The sequence below is a fragment of the Muricauda sp. SCSIO 64092 genome (assembly GCF_023016285.1).
Classification (GTDB): Bacteria; Bacteroidota; Bacteroidia; order Flavobacteriales; family Flavobacteriaceae; genus Croceivirga.
Window position 1 is genome coordinate 3,014,361 of the sequence record NZ_CP095413.1, and the last position, 22,607, is coordinate 3,036,967.

Consider the following 22,607-nt stretch of genomic DNA (forward strand, 5'->3'; position numbering starts at 1 on the left):
CTTGTTTAACAAAATAGCCAATTGTTATGAACCAAGATTATATAAGGCCAGATGTTTGGTCCATTATTGAGGAAGGATTTGATGCCGATCGGGTGAAATCCTCAGAAAGTCTCTTTAGTTTGGGTAATGGTGCCATGGGGCAACGTGCCAACTTTGAGGAGCAATACACGGGCCCTACATTTCAGGGCAGCTATATAGCTGGTGTCTATTACCCTGATAAAACACGGGTCGGCTGGTGGAAAAACGGTTATCCCGAATACTTTGCCAAAGTACTTAATGCGCCCAATTGGATTGGCATCAACGTGTTCGTGGACGGGGAACCATTGGATCTGTTTACCTCCAAGAAAGTGGAACATTTTCGTAGGGAGCTCAATATGAGGGAAGGTTGGTATAGGCGAAGTTTTACAGCTACTATGCCGAATGGTGTTCAATTGGAAGTGAAGGCCACTCGGTTTTTAAGCTTGGATTTGGATGAGGTAGGGGCCATAAGATATGAGGTCGTTCCCTTAAGCGGGGATGTGGAAATACAGTTCAATCCCTATTTGGATAGTGGGATACACAATGAAGACAGCAATTGGGACGATCAGTTCTGGAACACTACCAATGTCACGGCAGAGGGTGCCCGCGCATTTATTGAGAGCCATACCCTAAAAACCCATTTTTCGGTGACTACGTTCATGCAGGCCTTGGTGGAGTATCAAGGCAACCCAATTCAAGGGGAAATGGGCACAAAGACCACCAAATCCATAGGGTTGCACTTTACCCAAAAGGTGAGTGAGGGAGAAAAAATAGTTTTGACCAAGTTTGGGGGTTATACCGGAGATCGCAACCATCCCAAAGATGAACTGTTGCAAGTTGCCAATCAAGTTCTGGACAAAGCCTTACAACTTGGCTTTGAAGGGCTTTTACAACAACAAAAGGAAGCTTGGGGGCAAATTTGGGAAATGAGCGACATCACTATAGAAGGTGACATAAAAGCCCAACAAGGTATTCGCTTTAATATCTTTCAGCTCAATCAGACCTATCTGGGAAAGGATTCCAAATTGAACATTGGTCCAAAAGGGTTTACCGGAGAAAAATACGGGGGCAGTACCTACTGGGATACCGAGGCCTATTGTTTGCCCTTTTATATGTGTACAAAGAACCAAACTGTTGCCTGGAACTTGTTGAAGTACCGATATAACCATCTGGATAAAGCCATTGAAAATGCTAAATCACTTGGGTTTAGTAATGGTGCGGCCCTATATCCCATGGTGACCATGAATGGGGAGGAATGCCATAACGAATGGGAAATAACCTTTGAGGAAATCCATCGTAACGGGGCCATTGCCTTCGCCATTTATAACTATTACAGGTATACCACGGACTACAGTTACATCCCTGAAATGGGCCTGGAAGTACTTATAGGAATCGCGCGTTTCTGGCACCAAAGGGCCAACTGGTCTTCCAATAAGGAAAAATACGTTATTCTTGGCGTCACGGGACCCAATGAATACGAGAACAATGTTAACAACAACTGGTATACGAATTACCTCGCAAAGTGGTGTATTGAATTTACCATTGAGCAATTGGAAAAGGTAGAGGAGGGATACCCTACGGATTATGACCGTATCATTGCCCATACCAAAGTCACTGATTCCGAAGTGGAAAGTTGGAATGAAGTGGCGAAAAAAATGTTTTTCCCTAGATCCAAAAAACATGAAGTTTTCCTCCAACAAGATGGGTTTTTGGACAAGCAGTTGGTTCCAGTGCAGAATTTGGACACTTCCGAACGTCCAATCAACCAAAAATGGAGTTGGGACCGTATTCTCCGTTCCCCCTATATAAAACAAGCAGATGTATTACAAGGGTTCTATTTCTTTGAAGACCATTTTACCATGGAAGAGTTGGAACGCCATTTTGATTTTTATGAGCCTTTTACGGTCCATGAATCCTCACTATCACCTTGTGTGCATAGCATTCAGGCCGCAAAGTTGGGCAGGATGGAGCAGGCCTATACCTTTTACCTAAGGACCTCGCGCCTGGATCTGGACGATTATAACAAAGAAGTGGAAGAGGGACTCCACATTACTTCCATGGCCGGTACATGGATGAGTATAGTGGAAGGTTTTGGAGGTATGCGGGTAATCAATGATAAATTGAGTTTTACGCCCCAAATCCCAAAACAATGGAAGGCCTATTCATTTAAAGTGAATTTTAGGAATAGGATCATTAAGGTAACCGTAACGAATAAAGGAACCGATTTTGAATTGCAAGGCCATGAAGAAATGTCGATACGGGTCAATGGTGAACGTGTGGTGCTTACCCCTAAAATCATGAACCATGTATCATAGCTTTAATTTGTCCTGCCGGAGCAGACAGTTGGCCTGTCTTGCATTGTTGTCCTTCTCCTGTTTGGTACAAAGCCAGATAGAACGTGTGGAGCCACCCAATTGGTGGGTGGGATTTGAACAGGACACCCTTCAACTTTTGGTAAAAGGAAAGGAAATAGGTACCCATGTGCCCTTTATCAAAAAAGAGGGGATTCGATTAATTAGGGCTTCAAAGGGCGATAGTCCAAATTACCTTTTCCTGGATTTGGTCATCGCCAGGGATGCGCAAGCCGGGACCTTTGATATTGAGTTCAAACCCAAAAAAGGAAGGGCTTATTCGTTTTCCTATGAGTTGGGACAACGCAGGCGGAAACCTCAGGATTTTGGGGGATTTGACAGTTCCGATGCTATTTATCTCATTACCCCCGATCGTTTTGCCAACGGTGACCCCAAAAATGATGTGGTGAAGGGTATGCGTGAAACCAAGGTTGATAGGAACGAGGATTATGGGCGTCATGGTGGCGATATCAAAGGTATCATAGACCATTTGGATTATATTGGAGATATGGGCTTTACGGCAATTTGGTCGTGCCCATTGCTCACTAATGACATGCCCCGATCATCCTACCACGGCTATGCCATTACCGATTTTTATCAGGTAGATCCCAGATTTGGGACCATGGAGGAATATATTGAACTCTCCAATAAGGCTGCGGATATGGGCATTAAACTAATTATGGATCAAGTGGCCAATCATTGTGGCAGTAAACACTGGTGGATGGAGGACCTGCCCTTTGGGGATTGGTTGAATTTCCAGGAAGATTACGAGCAAGGCTTGCCCTTAAAAACGTCCAATCACAAAAGGACCGTTAATCAGGATGCCTATGCTGCGGACTACGACAGGGCCTTAATGAGTGGCGGATGGTTTGTATCGGCCATGCCGGACCTCAACCAAAGGAATCCGTTCATGGCCAAATATATTATCCAGAACAGTATTTGGTGGATTGAAACGTTGAAACTGGGCGGCATTAGACAGGACACCTATCCCTATCCTGATAAAAATTTTATGGCGCAATGGGCCAAGGATATCATGCGCGAGTATCCCAACTTCAACATTGTAGGAGAGGAATGGAGTGACAACCCACTTTTGGTGGGCTATTGGCAAGATGGGGCAAAAAACAGGGATGGTTATCGTTCCTACCTACCCACAACCATGGATTTTCCTATACAGACCACTTTTGCAGCCGCTTTTAAAGAATCTGAAAAGGAATGGGGTAAAGGTCTGGTAAAGCTCTATACCGCATTGGCCAATGATTTTCACTATGCCAATCCAAGTTCCATTATGCTTTTTGGGGACAATCACGATATGGATCGCATCCATACGCAAATGGATGAGGAAGTTGCCCTGACCCAAATGACAATGGCCTTTGTGTTAACGGCACCCAGGATTCCACAGGTGTACTATGGTACTGAAATCTTAATGCAGAATTCGGCCAAACCTGGAGATCATGGCCTCATTAGGACCGATTTTCCAGGCGGATGGACGGCAGATACCGTAAACGCCTTTTCGGGAGAAGGATTGACCGAGGATCAAAAGGGGATGCAGGATTTTATGAAGAAGTTACTGAACTTCCGGAAAACAAGCTCCGCCATCCATTCGGGGAATACCAAACATTTTGCTCCTTACGATGGGGTGTATGCGCTCTTTAGATATGATGCAGATCAAATTGCCATGCTCATTTTGAACAAGAACAGTGGACCCATCACCTTATATCTTGCACGCTTTGCCGAAATGGATATTGCGGGCAAAACATTTACAAATGTGGTTACCGGGACTTCACAGACCCTTGGAGCCGTTATGCAGTTGAATGGAAAGGGAGCAACAGTACTGGTACACCAAAAAAGATGACCATGATAAGCCGAACGGTAGTATTTTTGGCACTTGCTATGCTAGTAGCCTGTAAACAGGGCAAAAAAGAAGAAACCAAAATGCAGACAGATTTACGCAAAAAAGAACGTAAGGAGGTGGTCTATCAGGTATTCACCCGACTTTTTGGCAATACCAACACTACAAACAGGCCTTGGGGCACCCTGGAGGAAAATGGGGTAGGGAAATTTTCCGATTTTGACGATACGGCCCTTTCTGCACTTAAGGATTTGGGGGTTACCTACATTTGGTATACCGGAGTCCCGCATCATGCCGTAATCAAGGATTACACCGCCCAGGGTATTACTAATGATGATCCCGATGTGGTCAAAGGAAGGGCGGGATCTCCTTATGCGGTAAAGGATTACTACAATGTAAATCCGGATTTGGCCGTAAATCCGGCAAATCGGTTGGAGGAATTCAAAGCATTGGTGCAACGTACCCACAAACATGGGATGAAGGTGCTCATTGATATTGTGCCCAACCATGTAGCAAGAAATTACGTGGGATTGAAAAATCCTTCAGGGGTAGCAGACTTTGGTGCCAACGATGATACATCCGTGGAATATGCAAGGGACAACAACTTCTATTATATTCCAAAGACCGCGTTTAAAGTTCCGGAATGGCAAGGGGGATACCTACCCTTGGGTGGGGAGGAACATGCCTTGCCCGACTTTAAATTTGAAGAAACCCCTGCAAAGTGGACGGGGAACGGTTCCCGTTTGCCACAACCGGATTTCAACGATTGGTATGAAACGGTAAAGGTAAATTATGGAATAAGGCCAGATGGTTCCAAAGATTTTGAAGAACTGCCCCAACCCTATTCCGAAAAGGACTATAAAGCACATTTCGAATTTTGGAAAGACAAGGAATTGCCCGACTCTTGGTACAAGTTCCGCGATATTGCAACCTACTGGTTGGAGCTTGGGGTAGATGGTTTCCGCTTTGATATGGCAGAAATGGTACCCGTGGAGTTTTGGAGCTTTATGAATTCTTCCATCAAAATGAAAAATCCCGATGCTTTCCTATTGGCCGAGGTTTACAACCCTTCTCTGTACAGGGATTATATCCACAGGGGAAAAATGGATTACCTCTATGATAAGGTGGAGCTGTACGATAGCCTCAAACATATCATGAAGGGCTATGGCTGGACGGATCACATTCATACAGTGCAATCTGGGCTGCAGGATATAGAGCATCATATGCTGCATTTTTTGGAAAATCACGATGAACAACGTATTGCAAGTCCTGAGTTTGTGGGAAAAGCGGAAATAGCAAAACCGGCCATGGTGGTTTCTGCAACGCTCAGTAGCTCACCCACAATGATCTATTTTGGCCAGGAAGTTGGTGAGGATGGTTCGGAAGATGCCGGTTTTGGAAAACCTTCCCGGACCTCAATTTTTGATTACATCGGTGTGCCAGCACACCAACGATGGATGAACAACAAAAAGTTTGATGGAGGACAGCTATCGGAGGGGGAAAAATCACTTCGGGATTTCTACATGCGTTTGTTGAACTTCATAACTTCGAGCACGGCCTTGCTGGGGGAATATCAAGAAATCCACTATTACAACAAAGAACATACGGAAACGTATGACCACAGGGTTTTTTCTTTCGCGAGGTGGGACAAGGACGAAAAACTGATTGTGATATCAAATTTTGATACCACTAAAACATACGATTTCAATTTTAAACTTCCTCCGGAGGTCGTTTCCAGATGGCAGCTTGAATCCAAGGAATATCGGTTGAAAGAACAACTGTATGGGAATCCAAATCCAGTATTGAAAGTAGAGGATGGGATCGGGAGCGTTCCAATACGCCTTGCTCCTTTGGAGTCCTTTATTTTTAAAATAAATTGAGACCTTTAAAGAGTGATTAAAGAACCTAGCACTCAATACACTTGGTTCTAGTTTGTATTTTTGTCTGCCTAACTGAAAGTTTAGAATGATGAAAGTATTTCTATTTTCCCTTTTATCAATAGTGATTATGAGTTGCGAGATGCGTAAAAAACCCTTGGTCATTGGACATAGGGGCGCCATGGGCTATGAAACGGAGAACACATTGGCATCCGTACAAAAAGCAATGGATTTGAGTGTGGACATGATCGAAATCGATGTATTTAAGGTAAAAAGTGGTGAAATTGTGGTTTTTCATGATGAGCGATTGGAACGTTTGAGCAATGCCCCGGGAAATATTGAGGAATATTATATCGCGGACTTAAGAAATGTCATTCTGGATGGCAACCATAGGATTCCAATGCTCCAGGATGTTCTAAAACTGGTAAACAACAACGTTCCCCTCAATATTGAACTCAAAGGGGATGATACTGCGGAGAGGGTCAACTTTATTATGGACTATTACATTCAAGAGAGGGGTTGGTCCAGGGAGAACTTTGTCATTTCCAGCTTTAAATGGGATGAATTACGAAAGATCAGGGAGTTGGGGCCAGATGTTGCCATAGCCGTCTTGACGGAAGAAGACCCTTTGGAAGCCATTGAAGTGGCAAAGGAATTGAATGCCATAGCGATCAACCCGTGGTTCAAGACCCTAACTGCAGAAAATGTACGTAAAATCCAAGACGAGGGATTCAAGGTTTACACCTATACGGTCAATGAAACAGCGGATATTGAACAAGTTACCCAGTACGGGGTAGATGGCATTTTTACCAACTATCCGGATAGAATCAAATAATGTTTGACCTTATCGTAATTGGTGGAGGCGCAGCGGGATTCTACGGTGCAATACAAGCTGCCATTGCTGACCCAAAGCTTAAGATTGCCATTTTTGAACGTGGTAAAACGGTACTTGGCAAGGTAAGGATATCTGGTGGAGGTCGATGTAATGTTACCCATGCCGCATTTGAGCCATTTGAACTCTCCCAGAATTATCCGAGGGGACAAAAAGAGCTTCTGGGTCCTTTCCATACCTATGCCCCAGGGGATACCATACAATTTTTTGAAGCGCGTGCAGTGCCGCTTAAAGTAGAAGCGGATGGTCGTATTTTTCCACATACGGATTCTTCTCAATCCATTATTGACTGTTTTTTGGCCGAAACAAGGAAGAGGGGCATTACAGTGCTAAAAAACAGTGCCGTTAAACAGATTGAAAGGTCAAAGGATATTGCCAATGGTTGGCGAGTAACGACCATGAACAAACACTATCATTCCAAAAAGCTTTTGGTCGCAACGGGAAGCAACCCAAAGATTTGGGAACTGCTAAAGGGAATGGGGCATTGCATTGTTCCTCCGGTCCCTTCCCTCTTTACTTTTAATACAACGGATGTTAGGGTAAAGGGATTGCAGGGACTTAGTGTACATGCAAGGGTGGACATTATGCCGAAAACCCACTACGACTCCAAAATCCTGGTACAATTAAAAAGCAAGGTAGAGCGCGAACCCCTATTTACCGAAGAGGGTCCTGTTTTGATCACACATTGGGGCCTAAGTGGTCCGGCCATCTTAAAACTTTCCGCATGGGCCGCCAAGGAATTGAATGATTTTCACTATGTGTTCAGGATACGGATCAATTGGACTCCCGAGTATGATTTGGGTACCATGACAGGCTTTCTAAGTGAGGTAAAAATGGCCGAAGCAAAAAAAACCGTGTTAAAGTCCAAAATCCTGGAACTCCCCAATAGATTATGGGTTCGACTGGTAAAAGCTTCCGGCGTGGATGCACATTTAAAATGGGCGGATATGACCAAGGACCAATTACGGGCACTAGCCGGTCAATTAACGGAATGTGCCATCCCCGTGAATGGAAAAAGCATCTATAAAGAGGAATTTGTGACAGCCGGGGGTGTAGATTTAAAGGAAATCAATTTCAAGACTTTTGAAAGCAAATTATTGCCCAACTTATACTTGGCCGGTGAAGTGATCAACGTAGACGCGGTTACTGGAGGCTTTAATTTCCAGAATGCCTGGACAGGGGCTTACATTGCCGCACAGGCCATAGCAAATGGATAATTATTGTAAAAGGCCTACCGTCAAAGCGGCCAAAACCCCTCCTGCAATAGGTCCGATAACGGGTATCCAGGCATAACCCCATCCGTTACTTCCCTTGTTTTGCATGGGAACCAATGCATGTACGATCCTTGGTCCCAAGTCCCTGGCCGGATTTATGGCATAGCCCGTGGTTCCACCAAGTGCAAGTCCAATGACCCAGACCAATAGGGCTACAGGTAAAGCTCCCAAAGAGCCCAGACCAACAATGGTGTTGTCAGATGCCAAGGTGGCATCGGTGAAATAGAGAATGGTAAAGAGTAGAACAAAAGTACCGGTCAATTCACATAAGAAATTAATGGATGTGTTTTTAATGGCAGGTGCGGTACAGAATACCCCCCTTTTGGTACTACCGTCCTCGGTAAGTTTAAAATGTTCAAAATGGGTCACCCATACCAAAAAGGCCCCTAATATGGCCCCAATGAATTGGGCCAGGATATATTTAGGGACATCATAGACGGAAAATTCCCCGGCAACTGCCAATCCAATGGTAACGGCAGGATTTATATGTGCACCACTTATGGGCCCTGCAACCACCACCCCAACATAAACCGCCAGCGCCCATCCGGTGGTGATCACGATCCATCCGGAACCGTTGCCATAGGTTTTGTTCAAGGAAACATTGGCATTTACGCCACAGCCCAAAAACATGAGCAAAAAGGTACCTACAATTTCAGCGATAAACGGTGTCATGATGATTTTTTATTAAGGATCGATAGTTGTTGCTGACTAGTGTTCGGTCCAGTATTCCAGTGCTTTTATGGCACGATACCAACCAACAATTCCATACGAAATCGCCTCCCTTTCATTAGTGGGTTGGAACTCAACATCGGTTTGCCAGATGTCTTGGATCTCTTCTTGGTTTTTCCAAAAACCAACAGCCAATCCAGCCAGATAGGCTGCGCCCATAACTGTGGTTTCCACAATTTTTGGGCGAATGGTTTTGGTGTTCAATACATCTGCCTGGAACTGCATCAATAAATTGTTGACCGTGGCCCCACCATCAACACGCAGTTCTTTTATTGAAATACCTGAATCTTTCTCCATGGCCTTTAAAATATCCATGGTTTGGTAGGCAATGGAATCCAAAGCGGCCCTGGCGATATGGGCATCCGTACTGCCGCGGGTAAGCCCAAACAACGTCCCTTGGGCTTTTTGATTCCAATGGGGAGCGCCCAGACCTGCAAAGGCCGGAACAAAATAAACCCCATCGGAGTTTTCGACCGTGCCCGCCAAAGGCTCCACATCCGCTGAGTTTTTTATGATTTTTAGGCTATCCCTCAACCATTGTACCACGGCCCCGGCTATAAAAATACTTCCCTCGAGGGCATAAGTGGTTTTTCCATTTATTTTCCACGCTACGGTAGTAAGAAGGTTATTATTGGATTTTGTGGGTTCGCTCCCAATGTTCATCAACATAAAACAACCTGTGCCATACGTATTTTTGACCATGCCCTTTTGGGTACACATTTGACCGAAAAGAGCGGCCTGCTGGTCTCCGGCAATACCTGCAATGGGAATTTTGTGGGCAAAGAAATTTGGACTGGTATGGCCATACACCTCACTGGATTGTTTTACTTGGGGCAACATACTTTTTGGAATCCCAAAAAGATCTAAAAGATCCCAATCCCAATCCATGGTGTTGATATTGAATATCAGGGAACGCGAGGCATTGGTGACATCCGTTATGTGTAGCTCCCCCTGTGTCATTTTCCAAATAAGCCAAGAGTCTATGGTCCCAAAAGCCAATTCCCCGGCCTGGGCCTTTTCCCTTGCCCCTTCCACATTATCCAATATCCATTTTACTTTTGTTGCGGAAAAATAAGAGTCGATGACCAAGCCGGTTTTTTCACGGATCATCTCCGACTTGCCAGCCTTTTTGAGTTCATCACAGTAATCCGAGGTCCGTTTATCTTGCCAAACAATGGCATTGTAGATGGGTTCACTGGTTTTACGGTCCCATACTACGGCGGTCTCCCGCTGATTGGTAATGCCAATTGCTGCAATTTGCTCTCCTTTTAACCCTTTTTTAGTTACGGCTTCGGCAGCCATCCCCGCTTGGGTTGACCAGATTTCTATGGGATCGTGCTCTACCCAACCCGGTTTTGGAAATATTTGCGTAAACTCCTTCTGTGATACGGACACAATGGTCCCTTGCTTATCAAAAACAACTGCCCTAGAACTGGTGGTACCCTGATCTAAGGCCAATACATATTCGGCCATAGTTAAAAATGTTAGGGAATTTACTAAAATAAATTGAGTAGTTTCAAGCTTTAAATTCAATAGGGGTGAATACGTATCTGATATTTCTTAGGGGGATAAATGTAAGTGGGCAAAAGAAAATAAGAATGGTGGACTTGAAGGAAGGGCTTGAGAAATTGGGCTTTAAGAAAGTGCGTACCTATATCCAAAGTGGTAATATAGTTTTGGAAACCCCCAGTACCGATCACAAAGGGATTGAGGCCGATATCAAAAATAGGATCAAAAATGATTTTGGCTTTGATGTTCCTGTCCTGCTCAAAACCATAACATCACTTCAAGAAATCCTAAGGGACAATCCTTTTAAGGAAGAAGCAGTGAAAAAGAACCTGTACTTTACCTTGTTGTACGAATCTCCTACAGAGGGATTGGTGGAAGAATTCAATAAACTACATTTTAAAAATGAAGACTTTCACATTGCAGGGCAATGTGTTTATTTGCACTGCAAACAGGGGGCGGGCAAGGCCAAATTGAACAATAATCTAATTGAGAATAAACTTCGCCTTACGGCAACAACCAGGAACTTAAATACCATGCTAAAAATGATAGCACTGGCAGAGGCTTGAAAATGGCCAAAGCTTAGGTTGGTACAGCGCCTAAGTTTAGTTGAGCTCCCATATCTTAAAATTCAAGACGGTAGCAAAAGTCACCCAGACCAAATAAGGCACCATGAGATAGGCCGCTTTTTTGCTCACCACCAAAAACCACTTAATGGTAAGGACGATCAAAACCAAAAGGGTAAGGATTACAAATAGGGCTGCCAAAGGGTTCTTAAGGCCAAAAAAGATGATACTCCACAGGGCGTTCAACAATAACTGAAACCCAAAATGGTACATGGCCGTTTTTACCCAGAGATGATAAAAGCCCTTGGACCAAACTATTCCCGCAGCTATTCCCATAAGGATGTACAGGACGGTCCAAACAGGGGCAAACAACCAATTTGGAGGATTAAAACTGGGCTTGTTCAGTGTCAAGTACCAATCGTTCACGGAGCTTTGGGTCGCAAAGCTCGAAAGAAAGCCTATTAACAGGCATGCTCCTATACAAATGGCTATTTTTAGAATGGTTTTTCTCACAGTAGTTGGATTCCTACTAAAATAACAATTTAAACCAGATTCCAAACTTTGGGCAAGCCTTATCTTTGCCCAAAGCTTATTTCATGATGGAAAAGGATTTTGTGCCGACCCAAAATCCCCTTTATCCTTTAGAGGGAACTGTAGGGTGGAAAGCCCCGAGCAATATCGCTTTGGTGAAGTATTGGGGAAAAAAACCAAATCAAATACCCGCAAACCCTTCCATTAGTTTTACATTGGATGCTTGCGCTACAAGAACCTTCTTGAAATTTAGAAAGATGGACGAGGCCAAGGAAGCCTTTTCATTTGACTTTCGCTTTGAAGGAAAAGCCAAGGATAGCTTTAAACCTAAGATTGCCACTTTTTTAGGGCGAATTGAAACGTATCTTCCTTTTCTAAGGCACTATCATTTGGAAATTGAAAGTTCCAATTCTTTTCCCCACAGCAGTGGAATTGCATCATCGGCCAGTGGAATGGCTGCTTTGGCGCTCTGTTTACTGGAGTTGGAACGCTTGGCAAATCCGGAAATGACCTTGGAGGATTTTAAACAAAAAGCTTCTTTCCTGGCCCGTTTGGGTTCTGGAAGTGCCTGCAGGAGCATAGGGGGCAGCTTAATTCAATGGGGAAGGACACCGGGCCTATCAGGTAGCTCGGATTTGTACGGAATTCCATACCCTTATGAAGTCCACCCCACCTTCAATAATTTTCATGACACCATTTTGTTGGTGCATAAAGGCCAAAAATCGGTAAGCAGTTCAGTGGGCCATGGACTTATGAAAGGACACCCATTTGCCGATAACAGATTTCAGCAGGCCCATGAGAACCTTAAAAAATTACAAGCCATTTTTAAAGAGGGGGACCTGGAATCGTTTATCGCCATTGTGGAAAGCGAGGCATTGACATTGCATGCCATGATGATGACAAGTCAACCTTATTTTATATTGATGTTGCCCAATACCTTGGAAATCATCAATAGAATTTGGCAATTTCGAAAGGAAACGGGAACGACTATTTGCTTTACATTGGACGCAGGGGCCAATGTACATGTGCTATATCCGGAATCTGAGAAAACGAAATGTATTCAATTTATTCAGAATGAATTAGTTGCCTACTGCGAAAAGGGACACTATATTTGCGATCGTATTGGAAAAGGGGCTCAAAGAATTTCAACATCTTTGTGATACGTATTGAAGTAGGTCAACGTTATTTAAAGGCTTTAAGCTTAATTTTTCATAAAATTGTTGACTGGGAGATTAGGTTTGTTTACTTTTATCAATACAATGGTTGAACAAAATAAAATGAAAGGACCATTATTTTATTCGAAAATCCTGCTTTTTGGGGAATATGGCATCATCAAGGATTCCAAAGGGCTCTCCATCCCATACAATTTCTTCAAAGGCGCACTAAAGTCTGATGGGAAACCATCACCCGAAGCACTTAAGTCGAATGAAGCATTGCGGGCCTTTGCGGTCCACCTTGCCAAAATTCAATCGGAAGGTGTGGTTTCTTTTGATTTGGATGCGCTTGATAAGGATATTGCTGAGGGCATGTACTTTGATAGTTCCATTCCCCAGGGTTATGGTATTGGAAGTAGTGGGGCGTTGGTAGCTGCTGTTTATGACAAGTATGCCAAAGATAAAATTACCGTTCTTGAGAACCTGACAAGGGAGAAGCTCTTGAAACTTAAAAGGATTTTTGGGGAGATGGAGTCCTTCTTTCATGGAAAGTCCTCAGGATTGGATCCGTTGAACAGCTATTTGAGTTTACCCATTCTGATCAACTCAAAGGACAATATAGAATCTACAAGTTTACCATCCCAGAACAAGGAAGGTAAGGGAGCAGTTTTTCTTTTGGATAGTGGCATTACCGGTGAAACTGCCCCTATGGTCCAAATTTTTATGGAGAAGATGAAGCAGGAAGGGTTCAGAAATGTCATTAAGGACAAATTTATAAAACACACGGACGCTTGTGTGGACCACTTTTTAAAGGGGGATATCAAAGGGCTTTTTGGCCATGTGAAACAACTTTCACATGTGGTTTTGGATCACTTTAAGCCAATGATTCCGCAACAATTTCACCACCTCTGGAAAAAAGGAATTGAGTCCAATACGTATTATTTAAAATTGTGTGGATCTGGTGGTGGGGGCTATATATTGGGTTTCACCGAAGATATTGACAGGGCCAGAAAGGAACTTGAAGGACACAAATTGGAAGTGGTGTACAACTTCTAAAATCTAAAATGCTTAGTAGAAAAAATAGGCTCTTGCTCTTTAAGCTTTTGAGCTTGTTCTCCGTGGTTAGGGGATATAATATTCTTGTGATCACCCTTGCCCAGTATCTCGCTTCCATTTACATATTGGCTCCCGATCTACAACTTAGGAAAGTGGTCTTTGACCTTAATCTTTTTCTGATTGTAACGGCCTCGGCCCTGGTTATAGCTTCGGGTTACATCATCAATAATTTTTATGATGCTGAAAAGGATTTGATCAATAAACCTACCAAAAGTATGCTGGACCGTTTGGTAAGCCAGCGATTCAAACTAACCACATATTTTATCCTGAATTTTGTTGCCGTTATTGCGGCCAGTTATATTTCGTTCAGGGCAGTTTTCTTCTTTGCGGCCTATATTTTTGGGATATGGTTTTATTCCCATAAGCTCAAGCGTATTCCATTCTTGGGCAATTTGGTGTCCGCTACACTTTCCATTGCCCCTTTCTTTGTGGTGTTTGTGTATTACAGAAATTTCGAAACCGTTATTTTTATTCATGCCCTTTATTTGTTCCTTCTGATTTTAGCTCGGGAACTCATTAAGGATTTGGAGAGTATGGCCGGGGATATGGCACAGGGCTATCAAACCATACCCATTTTATACGGCCCAAAAGTTGCCAAGGTCCTTATTGCATTCTTGATAGTTTTGACATTGGTTCCGACTTACCTGTTGATTTATGTTTTTGATGTGGGCCATATGTCCTTTTATTTTGTTGCATCCGGAATTTTACTTTTAGTGTTTCTGGTCCTGTTGGGAAAATCAGATGTAAAGATGCACTATGTATGGCTTCACAACATACTTAAATTTATTATTGTTGGAGGGGTTTTCAGTATCTTGTTGATTGATGTGGATGTCGTCTTAAATCGGATTTTATAATGGAAAATAGGTTACATGTGGCATTGGCCCAAATTACACCGGTATGGCTGGACAAAGGGGCAACCATAGCAAAAATAGAAGCAACCATTACGGAAGCTTCCAAGAAGGGAAGTGAGCTTATCGTTTTTGGTGAAGCATTGTTGCCAGGCTATCCTTTTTGGTTGGCGTATACGGAAGGCGCGGCTTGGAATTTGGAGGTGAATAAAGAACTGCACGCCCACTATGTGGCGAATTCGATACAGATTGAAGCCGGGGATTTGGATTCCATCTGCCTGTTGGCCAAAGAACACTCCATGGCGGTCTATTTGGGGATTATGGAACGGGCCAAAGACCGTGGTGGGCATAGTATCTATGCTTCCCTGGTATATATTGACCCACGCGGGGAAATAAAATCCGTACACCGAAAACTACAGCCCACCTACGATGAACGCTTAACATGGGCCCCAGGGGATGGTAATGGTCTGCAGGTTCATCCCTTAAAACAATTTACGGTCGGAGGTCTTAATTGCTGGGAAAATTGGATGCCCCTTCCAAGGGCAGCACTTTACGGTTTGGGAGAGAACCTCCACATAGCAGTATGGCCTGGAAGCGACCATAACACAAAGGATATTACCCGATTCATAGCCAGGGAATCCCGTAGTTATGTGGTTTCGGTCTCCTCAATGATGAAAAAAGCCGATTTTCCCGAGGACACCCCACATTTGGACAAAATTTTGGAAAAAGCCCCCAGTGTTTTAGCCAATGGGGGTTCCTGTATTGCCGGTCCCGATGGGGAATGGGTAGTCGAACCCATAGTGGACAAAGAGGGAATTTTTTACCAAACCATCGATTTTAAAAGGGTATTGGAAGAGCATCAGAATTTTGATCCGGTTGGGCATTATTCCAGACCGGATGTGACCCAACTCATCGTAAATCGAGAGCGGCAATCAACGGTCCATTTCAAGGATTAGTCCTTGTCCGTATCCCCCAAAAGCTCGTATCCCTGTTGTATCCCCTTTTCCAATGGAGGCACTCCCCGTTCCATCCAGGAAGGCTTGCCCTCATCTTTTAGGTAATGGTCAAAGAACTGTGCCATACGAATACTAAAATCCGTACGATTCTGTAGTTTCAAAGGCCAATGCGGTTCCCCATTGTAATTCAGGAACCAGGATGGTTTCCCCAAACGTCGTAAACTCACAAAAAATTCGATTCCCTGGTACCATGGCACGTGACCATCGGCATCATTATGCATGATCAGTAAAGGGGTATTGATTTTGTCCACATTGAATATGGGGGAATTTTCAACGTAACGCGCTGGATATTCCCATGGTGTGCCACCTATCCTACTTTGGGTATGTTCATATTGAAATTGTCTGCTCAGTCCCGTCCACCAACGAATTCCCCCATATGCACTGATCATATTGGGTACTGGGGCACCGGACTCAGCCGCCTTAAAAATATCGGTTTTGGTCACCAAATAGGCAATTTGGTACCCACCCCAGCTATGGCCCTGAACACCAATATTGTCCTTATCAATATACCCTTTTTCAGCCAATGAGGTCACTCCAGGGATAACACAATTATAGGCGCTTTCCCCAGGATAGCCTATCCGGTATTCCACGTCTGGATTGAATATTACATACCCCCTGCTCGTATAAAAGCTATAGTTGAGGCTGGAGCGTTCAGCCCTGGGATGTCTGTGCCTGTGGATCCTATCCGAACTCTTCTCGTAAAAATTGACGAGCAGGGGATACTTCTTGGCAGGGTCAAAATTTTCCGGTTTTACCAACAATCCCTGCAGTTTTTTACCGTCCAGGGAGATCCAATCCATAAGTTCAATGGTGCCCCAATTATAGTCCTTTTGTTGCGGGTTGGCATTACTGAGCTTGATGGGTTTTTTAAAATTCAGGTCGGAAATCCGTAAATCCGGGAATTCCCCAAAGGATTGCCTAGTAAAAATCAATGTATTGGCCAGCAGGGCCTTTTGGGGTTCGGAATAACTGTAAGGGCCAGAAATCAAAGGAGTTACCCGATTTGCTTTTGGATTGTAAGTGGCATAACCCCCATCCTTGGTCAACTCATTAAAGGTGCTTAACAATAAAGGTTGCGTAAAATCAATCGCCTCCTCTTCTTCATCCAGATCCAAATAGCGATAAACCGTTTTGGAAGTTCTGCCATTGGTCAATTTTACTTTTGCACCTGTTTCTGGGTGAATTTTCCAAATGTCATAACGGTCATAGATCAAAAGGTGTTTGTCCTCTTTTGTCCAACCGGCCATGCCATAGGGAAAGGGATAATTGGGATAATCGTTTTCCTCACTGTAGAAAACCTGGTCCTTGGTCAAAAGTGTATGTTTTCCAGAACTCAGGTTGTACGTGAACCAAGTGCTGTCCACACGGCTATATCCATAACCATAATTGGCTTTGGGGCTCAACTCCATTCGGGGTACTTTCTTGAATTCCTGTTGTGTTTTCCCCGTAGCCGTATTTACTACTTTGTAGTCATAATAACGTCTGGCCGTCCACTGACTTGCCAACTCATAGGGCATGCTGGTGCGCACAAGGGCCCTATTGGCATTGCCCTTGTCCCCAAGTTCGGTATCCATATGGGTCTCGTCGGCAATAGGAACCATTTTTTTTGTATTTAAATCAAAAGCCGTGACAAAGGATCGTATGGAATCATTTTTTAGTTGTAATTCCTGAACGGTATATAACTTGGGCTCATCATAGGTCCATACTTCCACATTCACTATTTCCTCATCCAGTAAAGAGGTGTCTTTTGCTATAGGAGGTCTTGCCAATCCAAAATACAGTTTGGATTCGTCCTCGGAAAAGTGCACCTTTCCATATTTGGAAACTACATAATTACTGGGTGTTCTGGTATTGTCCATTAACTTTTGGGCCACTTGGTTCCCTTCTTGCCATAGGTATAACTCGTTTGGTCTCACTTGAACTTTTGTGGTATCGGCATCCACAATAAATCCAAGGTTCTTACCGGATTCGCTGAATCCCAGCTTAAAGTATTTGGCTTTGGGGGACTGATGCAATGTTTTGGTTTCCCCAGTTTTCAGATTATGCACAAAAACGCCGGCATCACTATCTTTTGTTGCCCCTGTGGAAGCATACGCCAACCATTTCCCCTTTTTTGCAAATAGGTAGTCCGTCACAAATTTCACGGTGTCCTTTTGCTGGGTTTCCAGATTTAGGACCACCAAATGATATCCATTTTTTTTGCCCACTTTTTTGGGCTTGTCCTTCTTTTTTTTGGGTTCGGTTACGGAATCCTTCCCTTCTTCCTTTTCCTCTTTTTTAATATCCTCCAATTGGTAGGCCACGGTTCCTGACCATTTATCAGGAATTTTATAGGATTTTATGGGTCCAATTTTAACCAGACTTTTGGTCTTTAGGTTGAAAATTCCCAAGGAGTCCTTGGGCAATTTGTCTTTTTTGACCTTTCTTTTTTTCATGGCCATGACGCTGTCCTTCCAGGCTTTGATGGTAAAAACGGCATACTTGGAATCGTACATAAATTGGCCTTTTTGTCCACGGTCATATTCCAGGATAAAGTTGCCCTTGGCATCTTGAACCTTAAAAAAATGATCCTTTTCCCCCCTTTCCAAGCTGTAAAGGGTATGGGAACCATCCGGGGCTATAGCTTCATTTTTTATGGTGTTCCAAATCTTATAATCGTTATGGTCCAACGTTTTTTTCTGGGCATGGAAAAGGGTCTGGACGAAAACCATTAGGAGTAAGGAAATTCTTTTGAGCATATTGAATTTGATTAGTCCCATAAATATAGAACATAACCAACATTTTAGGTGGATTCCCGACGCATAAGAACCTTTAATTTTGAAGTGGGGTCAAAGGCCCTGATAACCGTTTAAAAAGGCAACTTTTCCATTTGGATTACCTACATTTGCCAAAATTTTGGACTGATGGCGAAATCAGGCAACGAACGCAATCGTAACTCAAGTGACCGCAAGAGCGGTGGTAACCCACGAAAAAGCTTTTCCAAAAAACCTTCGGAAAAACGAAATTCAAGACAGGACAGACCTTCAAATCCGGATTTGATCCGTTTGAACAAGTATATCGCCAATGCGGGCATTTGTTCACGAAGGGAAGCCGATACCCTAATTGCCGCGGGAAATGTGACCGTAAATGGAAAGGTGGTCACCGAAATGGGGTATAAGGTCAAAAAGACGGATGATGTCCGTTTTGATGGGAGAAAGCTCAATCCAGAGAAAAAGGAATATGTGCTACTTAACAAACCCAAGAACTTTATTACCACTACCCGGGATGAACGGGGCAGGCGGACGGTAATGGAACTGGTAAGCAGTGCTTCCAATAATCGCTTGTATCCCGTAGGCCGTTTGGACCGCAATACCACCGGACTTTTGTTGTTTACCAACGATGGTGATCTCGCTAAAAAACTGACCCATCCCAGACATGGTGTACGTAAGATCTACCATGTCTTTTTGGAAAAAAATGTGACCATTGCCGATCTTCGAAGGATTAGGGAAGGATTGGAACTTGAAGATGGCAAGATTGAGGTCGATGAGGTGGACTATGTCTCCGGTGCGAGTAAAAAGGAGGTTGGAATTGAAATCCATTCCGGTAAGAACCGTATTGTCCGTCGTATTTTTGAGCATTTGGGCTATGAAGTTTCCAAACTGGACCGCGTCGTTTTTGCCGGACTCACCAAAAAAGACCTCCCTAGGGGCCATTGGCGCTATTTGACCCAACAAGAGGTCATTAATTTGGGTATGATTCAATGATGTATTGAACGATTAAGCCTATTGATTGAAGTATTCTTCCCTTAAGTGGGGTCATTATTGCATTAGTCGTTAACTTTACGAATTAACCAATTCATAGACCACATGGAACTTAGACTGTATTCCAGACCCTTCTTTTGCTTGTTTTTGCTGTTAAGTACAACTTTGATTTCACAGGATTTTGAAGCTTTGCAATACCGTACGGTGGGCCCGGAAAGGGGCGGGCGTGTAACTACGATTACCGGTACCGCCATGGTGCCGGGCACCTTTTATCTTGGTGCCTCTGGTGGTGGTGTTTGGAAATCTGAAGATTATGGTACTTCCTGGACCAATGTCTCGGATGGCTTTTTCAGTACGCCCTCCATCGGTGCCATTCAAGTGGCGACCAATGACCCCAATATTGTTTATGTGGGTACGGGCTCGGATGGCCTCCGCAGTAATGTCATCAGTGGAAAAGGAATATACAAATCCATTGATGGCGGTAAAACTTGGAACGCCATTGGTCTTGAAAAAGTAGGTCAGATAGGGGCAGTTGAGATTGACCCAACCAACCACAATATTGTTTGGGTGGCGGCCATAGGAAATGCTTTTAAGGCCAACCCGGAAAGGGGAATCTACAAGACCGTGGACGGAGGAAAAAATTGGGAAAAAATACTGTTCATATCGGAAAAAGTAGGATTTTCAGATTTGGAATTGCTCCCTGGTAATCCCAATATCGTCTATGCCGCCGCTTGGAAAGCCGAAAGAAAACCATGGACCATTATCTCCGGTGGCACCAAGGAAGAGGGAGGCATCTATAAATCCATTAATGGTGGCAAGGATTGGATAAAACTTGAAAAGGGCCTCCCCAAAGGAACCATTGGAAAAATTGATTTGGCAGTATCACCGGTTAACTCGAGTATTGTATATGCGGTTATAGAGGCCCCGGAAAAGGAAAGGGGGTTGTATAAATCCGTAGATCAGGGGGAATCGTTCGAGCAGGTATCGGATGACATAAGATTGGTGAATCGTCCTTTTTATTATACCAATATCGAGTTGCATCCCACCAATCCAGATATCATCTACTCCAATGCGAATCCACTTATAAAATCTGTCGATGGTGGAAAAACTTGGAAACGAATGCGTGTTCCCCATGGTGACAACCATGATATTTGGATTAACCCCAATAACCCCGAATTGTTGATTCAAGCGAATGATGGCGGGGCAAATGTTAGTTTTAATGGGGGTAAGACCTGGTCAACACAATTCAATCAACCCACGGCGGAATTGTACCAGGTCGAAGTTGATGATCAGTATCCCTATTGGCTATATGCGGGTCAGCAAGACAATTATTCCACGATTGCGGTACCAAGTTTTCCTCCATATGCCATTCAGGATCCAGGTAGGGGTTGGATTATCAATACAGGGGGTTGTGAGACAGGCCCGGCTGTTCCAAAACCCGGTGATCACAATACCGTTTATGCCAATTGCAAAGGTAGATTTGGAGTGTTCAATAAGCTTACGGGTGTCGAAAAAAGTTATTATGTAGGCGCCTCGAATATCTACGGACATAACCCTAAGGACCTCAAATACCGTTTTCAACGTGTAGCTCCTGTTCATGTATCCCCCCATAATCCGGATGTGGTCTATCATGGCTCGCAATACCTGCATAAAACGGACTCCGATGGTGTGGAATGGGAAACCATTTCCCCCGACCTGACCGCTTTTGAAGCGGACAAACAGGTTATTTCAGGAAGCCCGATCACCCGTGATATCACGGGAGAGGAATATTACAGCACTTTATATTCCATCCGTGAATCCAAGTTAAAGGAAGGGCTTATATGGACGGGCTCCAATGATGGTGTGGTCTCGGTCACAAAAGATGGTGGCAAGACCTGGGAAAACGTAACCCCTAAAAAACTGCCCAAAGGCGGTAGGGTAGAATCCGTGGAGCCGTCCCAGCATGATATGGCCACGGCCTATATTGCGGTGGACAGGCATTTGTTGGGCGATGGGAAACCTTATTTTTATAAGACCGAGGATTATGGCCGTAGTTGGAGGTTGTTGAGTACGGAGTCCAATGGAATACCGGCAGATCATAACGCAAGGGTATTGCGGGAAGATCCCATAAAAAAAGGCCTTTTGTATGCCGGAACGGAATTTGGAATGTTCGTTTCCTTTGATGATGGCCTATCATGGAAATCCTTTCAGCAAAATCTTCCGGTTACCCCCATAACCGATCTTAAAATATTTCGCGGCGATTTGATTATCAGTACCATGGGACGGGGGTTTTGGATTCTGGACAATATTACTTCCTTACGACAGGATGCTTTCGTGAATTTGAAAGGGGAACCCCATTTATTTCAACCGGATAGGACCATTAGGTATCGCTATCCCAAAATCAGGGATAATGGGGCATTTCCCAAATACCCCAGAACCAGCGTATATGTGGATTACTATTTGCCCAAAAAGGCAAAAGAAGGGTTGAAGTTGGAAATCCTAAACTCCAAAAACGAATCGGTGGTCACCATTTTCAGTGATAGTACCTCCTTAAAATCCAAAGTGGAAGAAGTGGAAGACATGAATCTAAGCCAAACCTTCCGTTATGTTACCAAAAAATTGGAAAATAAAAAGGGGCTTAACCGTTTTGCCTGGGATTTGCGTCAGAAAGGGGCTTGGCACAAAGAGGGGGAAAAACGGTATAAAAATGGACCAATGGTACCTCCAGGGAAGTATACGGTGAACCTAAGTATTGGTGGACAAAAGTTGCAACAGTCTTTCGATATTGTGATGGACCCACGTGTTAAAGAAGAAGGAATATCCCAGGCAACAATTGAAAAACAATTGGCCATGCAAATTCAAGTAATGGATTTATTGTCCAAAGCGCGAAAGCTACAGGAGTCATTGGAAAAGGAACATAAATCCTTAAAGGAAAAAAAAGGTCAAAAAAAGCGTTTGGATCAAATTGATGCTGTCTTAACGAAATTGAAAAATAATGAGGGGGCCTACCCGCAACCCATGTTAGCGGCCCAAATTTCCTATTTGTACAATATGATAAGCCAAGCAGACCAGGTTTTGGGAAAGGATGCCACCGATCGTTATAATGAATTGGTACTGCTTTTTGAAACCATTAACAAAGAAGCTGGGATGTAGCCAATGGA

16 protein-coding genes are annotated in these 22,607 nt (G+C 43.8%); 12 read left to right on the plus strand and 4 right to left on the minus strand.

From position 1 onward, the window contains the following. Positions 1-26 precede the first annotated feature (26 nt). The 5 genes from L0P88_RS12800 to L0P88_RS12820 all read left to right on the plus strand — a co-directional run bounded on the left by L0P88_RS12800 (position 27) and on the right by L0P88_RS12820 (position 8,204). Positions 27-2,333 (plus strand): glycoside hydrolase family 65 protein, encoded by a 2,307-nt coding sequence (locus tag L0P88_RS12800; protein ID WP_247130316.1) that lies wholly within the window; start codon positions 27-29, stop codon positions 2,331-2,333. Then, positions 2,323-4,221: a glycoside hydrolase family 13 protein gene (locus L0P88_RS12805; RefSeq protein WP_247130317.1), complete on the plus strand. Its 1,899-nt coding sequence runs from the start codon at positions 2,323-2,325 to the stop codon at positions 4,219-4,221. The genes L0P88_RS12800 and L0P88_RS12805 overlap by 11 nt, the downstream gene beginning before the upstream one ends. Next, positions 4,218-6,098: an alpha-amylase family glycosyl hydrolase gene (locus tag L0P88_RS12810; protein WP_409557682.1), complete on the plus strand. Its 1,881-nt coding sequence runs from the start codon at positions 4,218-4,220 to the stop codon at positions 6,096-6,098. The genes L0P88_RS12805 and L0P88_RS12810 overlap by 4 nt, the downstream gene beginning before the upstream one ends. An 85-nt stretch (positions 6,099-6,183) precedes the next feature. Continuing rightward, positions 6,184-6,930, plus strand: coding sequence for a glycerophosphodiester phosphodiesterase (locus tag L0P88_RS12815; RefSeq protein WP_313791557.1), 747 nt, complete (start codon positions 6,184-6,186; stop codon positions 6,928-6,930). Continuing rightward, positions 6,930-8,204: an NAD(P)/FAD-dependent oxidoreductase gene (locus L0P88_RS12820; protein WP_247130319.1), complete on the plus strand. Its 1,275-nt coding sequence runs from the start codon at positions 6,930-6,932 to the stop codon at positions 8,202-8,204. Before L0P88_RS12815 ends, L0P88_RS12820 begins: the two co-directional genes overlap by 1 nt. Here the strand turns inward: L0P88_RS12820 and L0P88_RS12825 are convergent, their stop codons facing one another. Both L0P88_RS12825 and glpK read right to left on the minus strand, forming a co-directional pair. Next, positions 8,205-8,933: an MIP/aquaporin family protein gene (locus L0P88_RS12825; RefSeq protein ID WP_247130320.1), complete on the minus strand. Its 729-nt coding sequence runs from the start codon at positions 8,931-8,933 to the stop codon at positions 8,205-8,207. Positions 8,934-8,969: 36 nt separating this feature from the next. Next, the gene (gene glpK, locus L0P88_RS12830) at positions 8,970-10,463 is read right to left on the minus strand and encodes a glycerol kinase GlpK (protein WP_247130321.1); all 1,494 of its coding nucleotides are present in this window, start codon (positions 10,461-10,463) and stop codon (positions 8,970-8,972) included. A 65-nt stretch (positions 10,464-10,528) separates the two neighbouring features. On the opposite strand from glpK, the gene L0P88_RS12835 reads away from it, so the two are divergent. Further along, on the plus strand, positions 10,529-11,065 hold the full coding sequence (locus tag L0P88_RS12835) for a DUF1697 domain-containing protein (protein ID WP_247130322.1): 537 nt from the start codon (positions 10,529-10,531) through the stop codon (positions 11,063-11,065). Between the two features lie 36 nt (positions 11,066-11,101). Here the strand turns inward: L0P88_RS12835 and L0P88_RS12840 are convergent, their stop codons facing one another. Then, the gene (locus tag L0P88_RS12840; RefSeq protein WP_247130323.1) at positions 11,102-11,575 is read right to left on the minus strand and encodes a TspO/MBR family protein; all 474 of its coding nucleotides are present in this window, start codon (positions 11,573-11,575) and stop codon (positions 11,102-11,104) included. 83 nt (positions 11,576-11,658) lie between these two features. On the opposite strand from L0P88_RS12840, the gene L0P88_RS12845 reads away from it, so the two are divergent. The 4 genes from L0P88_RS12845 to L0P88_RS12860 all read left to right on the plus strand — a co-directional run bounded on the left by L0P88_RS12845 (position 11,659) and on the right by L0P88_RS12860 (position 15,667). After that, complete coding sequence (locus L0P88_RS12845) at positions 11,659-12,753, plus strand: diphosphomevalonate/mevalonate 3,5-bisphosphate decarboxylase family protein (protein WP_247130324.1); 1,095 nt, start codon at positions 11,659-11,661, stop codon at positions 12,751-12,753. A 117-nt stretch (positions 12,754-12,870) separates the two neighbouring features. Next, positions 12,871-13,803 (plus strand): mevalonate kinase, encoded by a 933-nt coding sequence (locus L0P88_RS12850; RefSeq protein WP_247130325.1) that lies wholly within the window; start codon positions 12,871-12,873, stop codon positions 13,801-13,803. Positions 13,804-13,811: 8 nt separating this feature from the next. After that, a complete protein-coding gene (locus tag L0P88_RS12855; RefSeq protein ID WP_247130326.1) occupies positions 13,812-14,717 on the plus strand; it encodes a geranylgeranylglycerol-phosphate geranylgeranyltransferase in 906 nt (301 codons plus the stop codon). Beyond that, positions 14,717-15,667 (plus strand): carbon-nitrogen hydrolase family protein, encoded by a 951-nt coding sequence (locus tag L0P88_RS12860; RefSeq protein WP_247130327.1) that lies wholly within the window; start codon positions 14,717-14,719, stop codon positions 15,665-15,667. The genes L0P88_RS12855 and L0P88_RS12860 overlap by 1 nt, the downstream gene beginning before the upstream one ends. Here L0P88_RS12860 and L0P88_RS12865 read toward each other — a convergent pair. Beyond that, entirely contained in the window at positions 15,664-18,465 is a 2,802-nt protein-coding gene (locus L0P88_RS12865) for an alpha/beta hydrolase family protein (RefSeq protein ID WP_247130328.1), read from the minus strand. The two genes, L0P88_RS12860 and L0P88_RS12865, sit on opposite strands and share 4 nt — an antisense overlap. Before the next feature lie 165 nt (positions 18,466-18,630). On the opposite strand from L0P88_RS12865, the gene L0P88_RS12870 reads away from it, so the two are divergent. Next, positions 18,631-19,470 (plus strand): pseudouridine synthase, encoded by an 840-nt coding sequence (locus L0P88_RS12870; RefSeq protein WP_247130329.1) that lies wholly within the window; start codon positions 18,631-18,633, stop codon positions 19,468-19,470. 102 nt (positions 19,471-19,572) lie between these two features. Continuing rightward, positions 19,573-22,599, plus strand: a complete 3,027-nt coding sequence (locus L0P88_RS12875; protein ID WP_247130330.1) for a VPS10 domain-containing protein — start codon at positions 19,573-19,575, stop codon at positions 22,597-22,599. Positions 22,600-22,607: the final 8 nt, after the last annotated feature.

Bases quoted from the DNA above. Each gene is read 5' to 3' on its own strand.
- L0P88_RS12800 (WP_247130316.1), top strand. From the start codon at position 27: ATGAACCAAGATTATATAAGGCCAGATGTTTGGTCCATTATTGAGGAA.
- L0P88_RS12805 (WP_247130317.1), top strand. From the start codon at position 2,323: ATGTATCATAGCTTTAATTTGTCCTGCCGGAGCAGACAGTTGGCCTGT.
- L0P88_RS12810 (WP_409557682.1), top strand. From the start codon at position 4,218: ATGACCATGATAAGCCGAACGGTAGTATTTTTGGCACTTGCTATGCTA.
- L0P88_RS12815 (WP_313791557.1), top strand. From the start codon at position 6,184: ATGATGAAAGTATTTCTATTTTCCCTTTTATCAATAGTGATTATGAGT.
- L0P88_RS12820 (WP_247130319.1), top strand. From the start codon at position 6,930: ATGTTTGACCTTATCGTAATTGGTGGAGGCGCAGCGGGATTCTACGGT.
- L0P88_RS12825 (WP_247130320.1), bottom strand. From the start codon at position 8,933: ATGACACCGTTTATCGCTGAAATTGTAGGTACCTTTTTGCTCATGTTT.
- glpK (WP_247130321.1), bottom strand. From the start codon at position 10,463: ATGGCCGAATATGTATTGGCCTTAGATCAGGGTACCACCAGTTCTAGG.
- L0P88_RS12845 (WP_247130324.1), top strand. From the start codon at position 11,659: ATGATGGAAAAGGATTTTGTGCCGACCCAAAATCCCCTTTATCCTTTA.
- L0P88_RS12850 (WP_247130325.1), top strand. From the start codon at position 12,871: ATGAAAGGACCATTATTTTATTCGAAAATCCTGCTTTTTGGGGAATAT.
- L0P88_RS12855 (WP_247130326.1), top strand. From the start codon at position 13,812: ATGCTTAGTAGAAAAAATAGGCTCTTGCTCTTTAAGCTTTTGAGCTTG.
- L0P88_RS12860 (WP_247130327.1), top strand. From the start codon at position 14,717: ATGGAAAATAGGTTACATGTGGCATTGGCCCAAATTACACCGGTATGG.
- L0P88_RS12865 (WP_247130328.1), bottom strand. From the start codon at position 18,465: ATGCTCAAAAGAATTTCCTTACTCCTAATGGTTTTCGTCCAGACCCTT.
- L0P88_RS12870 (WP_247130329.1), top strand. From the start codon at position 18,631: ATGGCGAAATCAGGCAACGAACGCAATCGTAACTCAAGTGACCGCAAG.
- L0P88_RS12875 (WP_247130330.1), top strand. From the start codon at position 19,573: ATGGAACTTAGACTGTATTCCAGACCCTTCTTTTGCTTGTTTTTGCTG.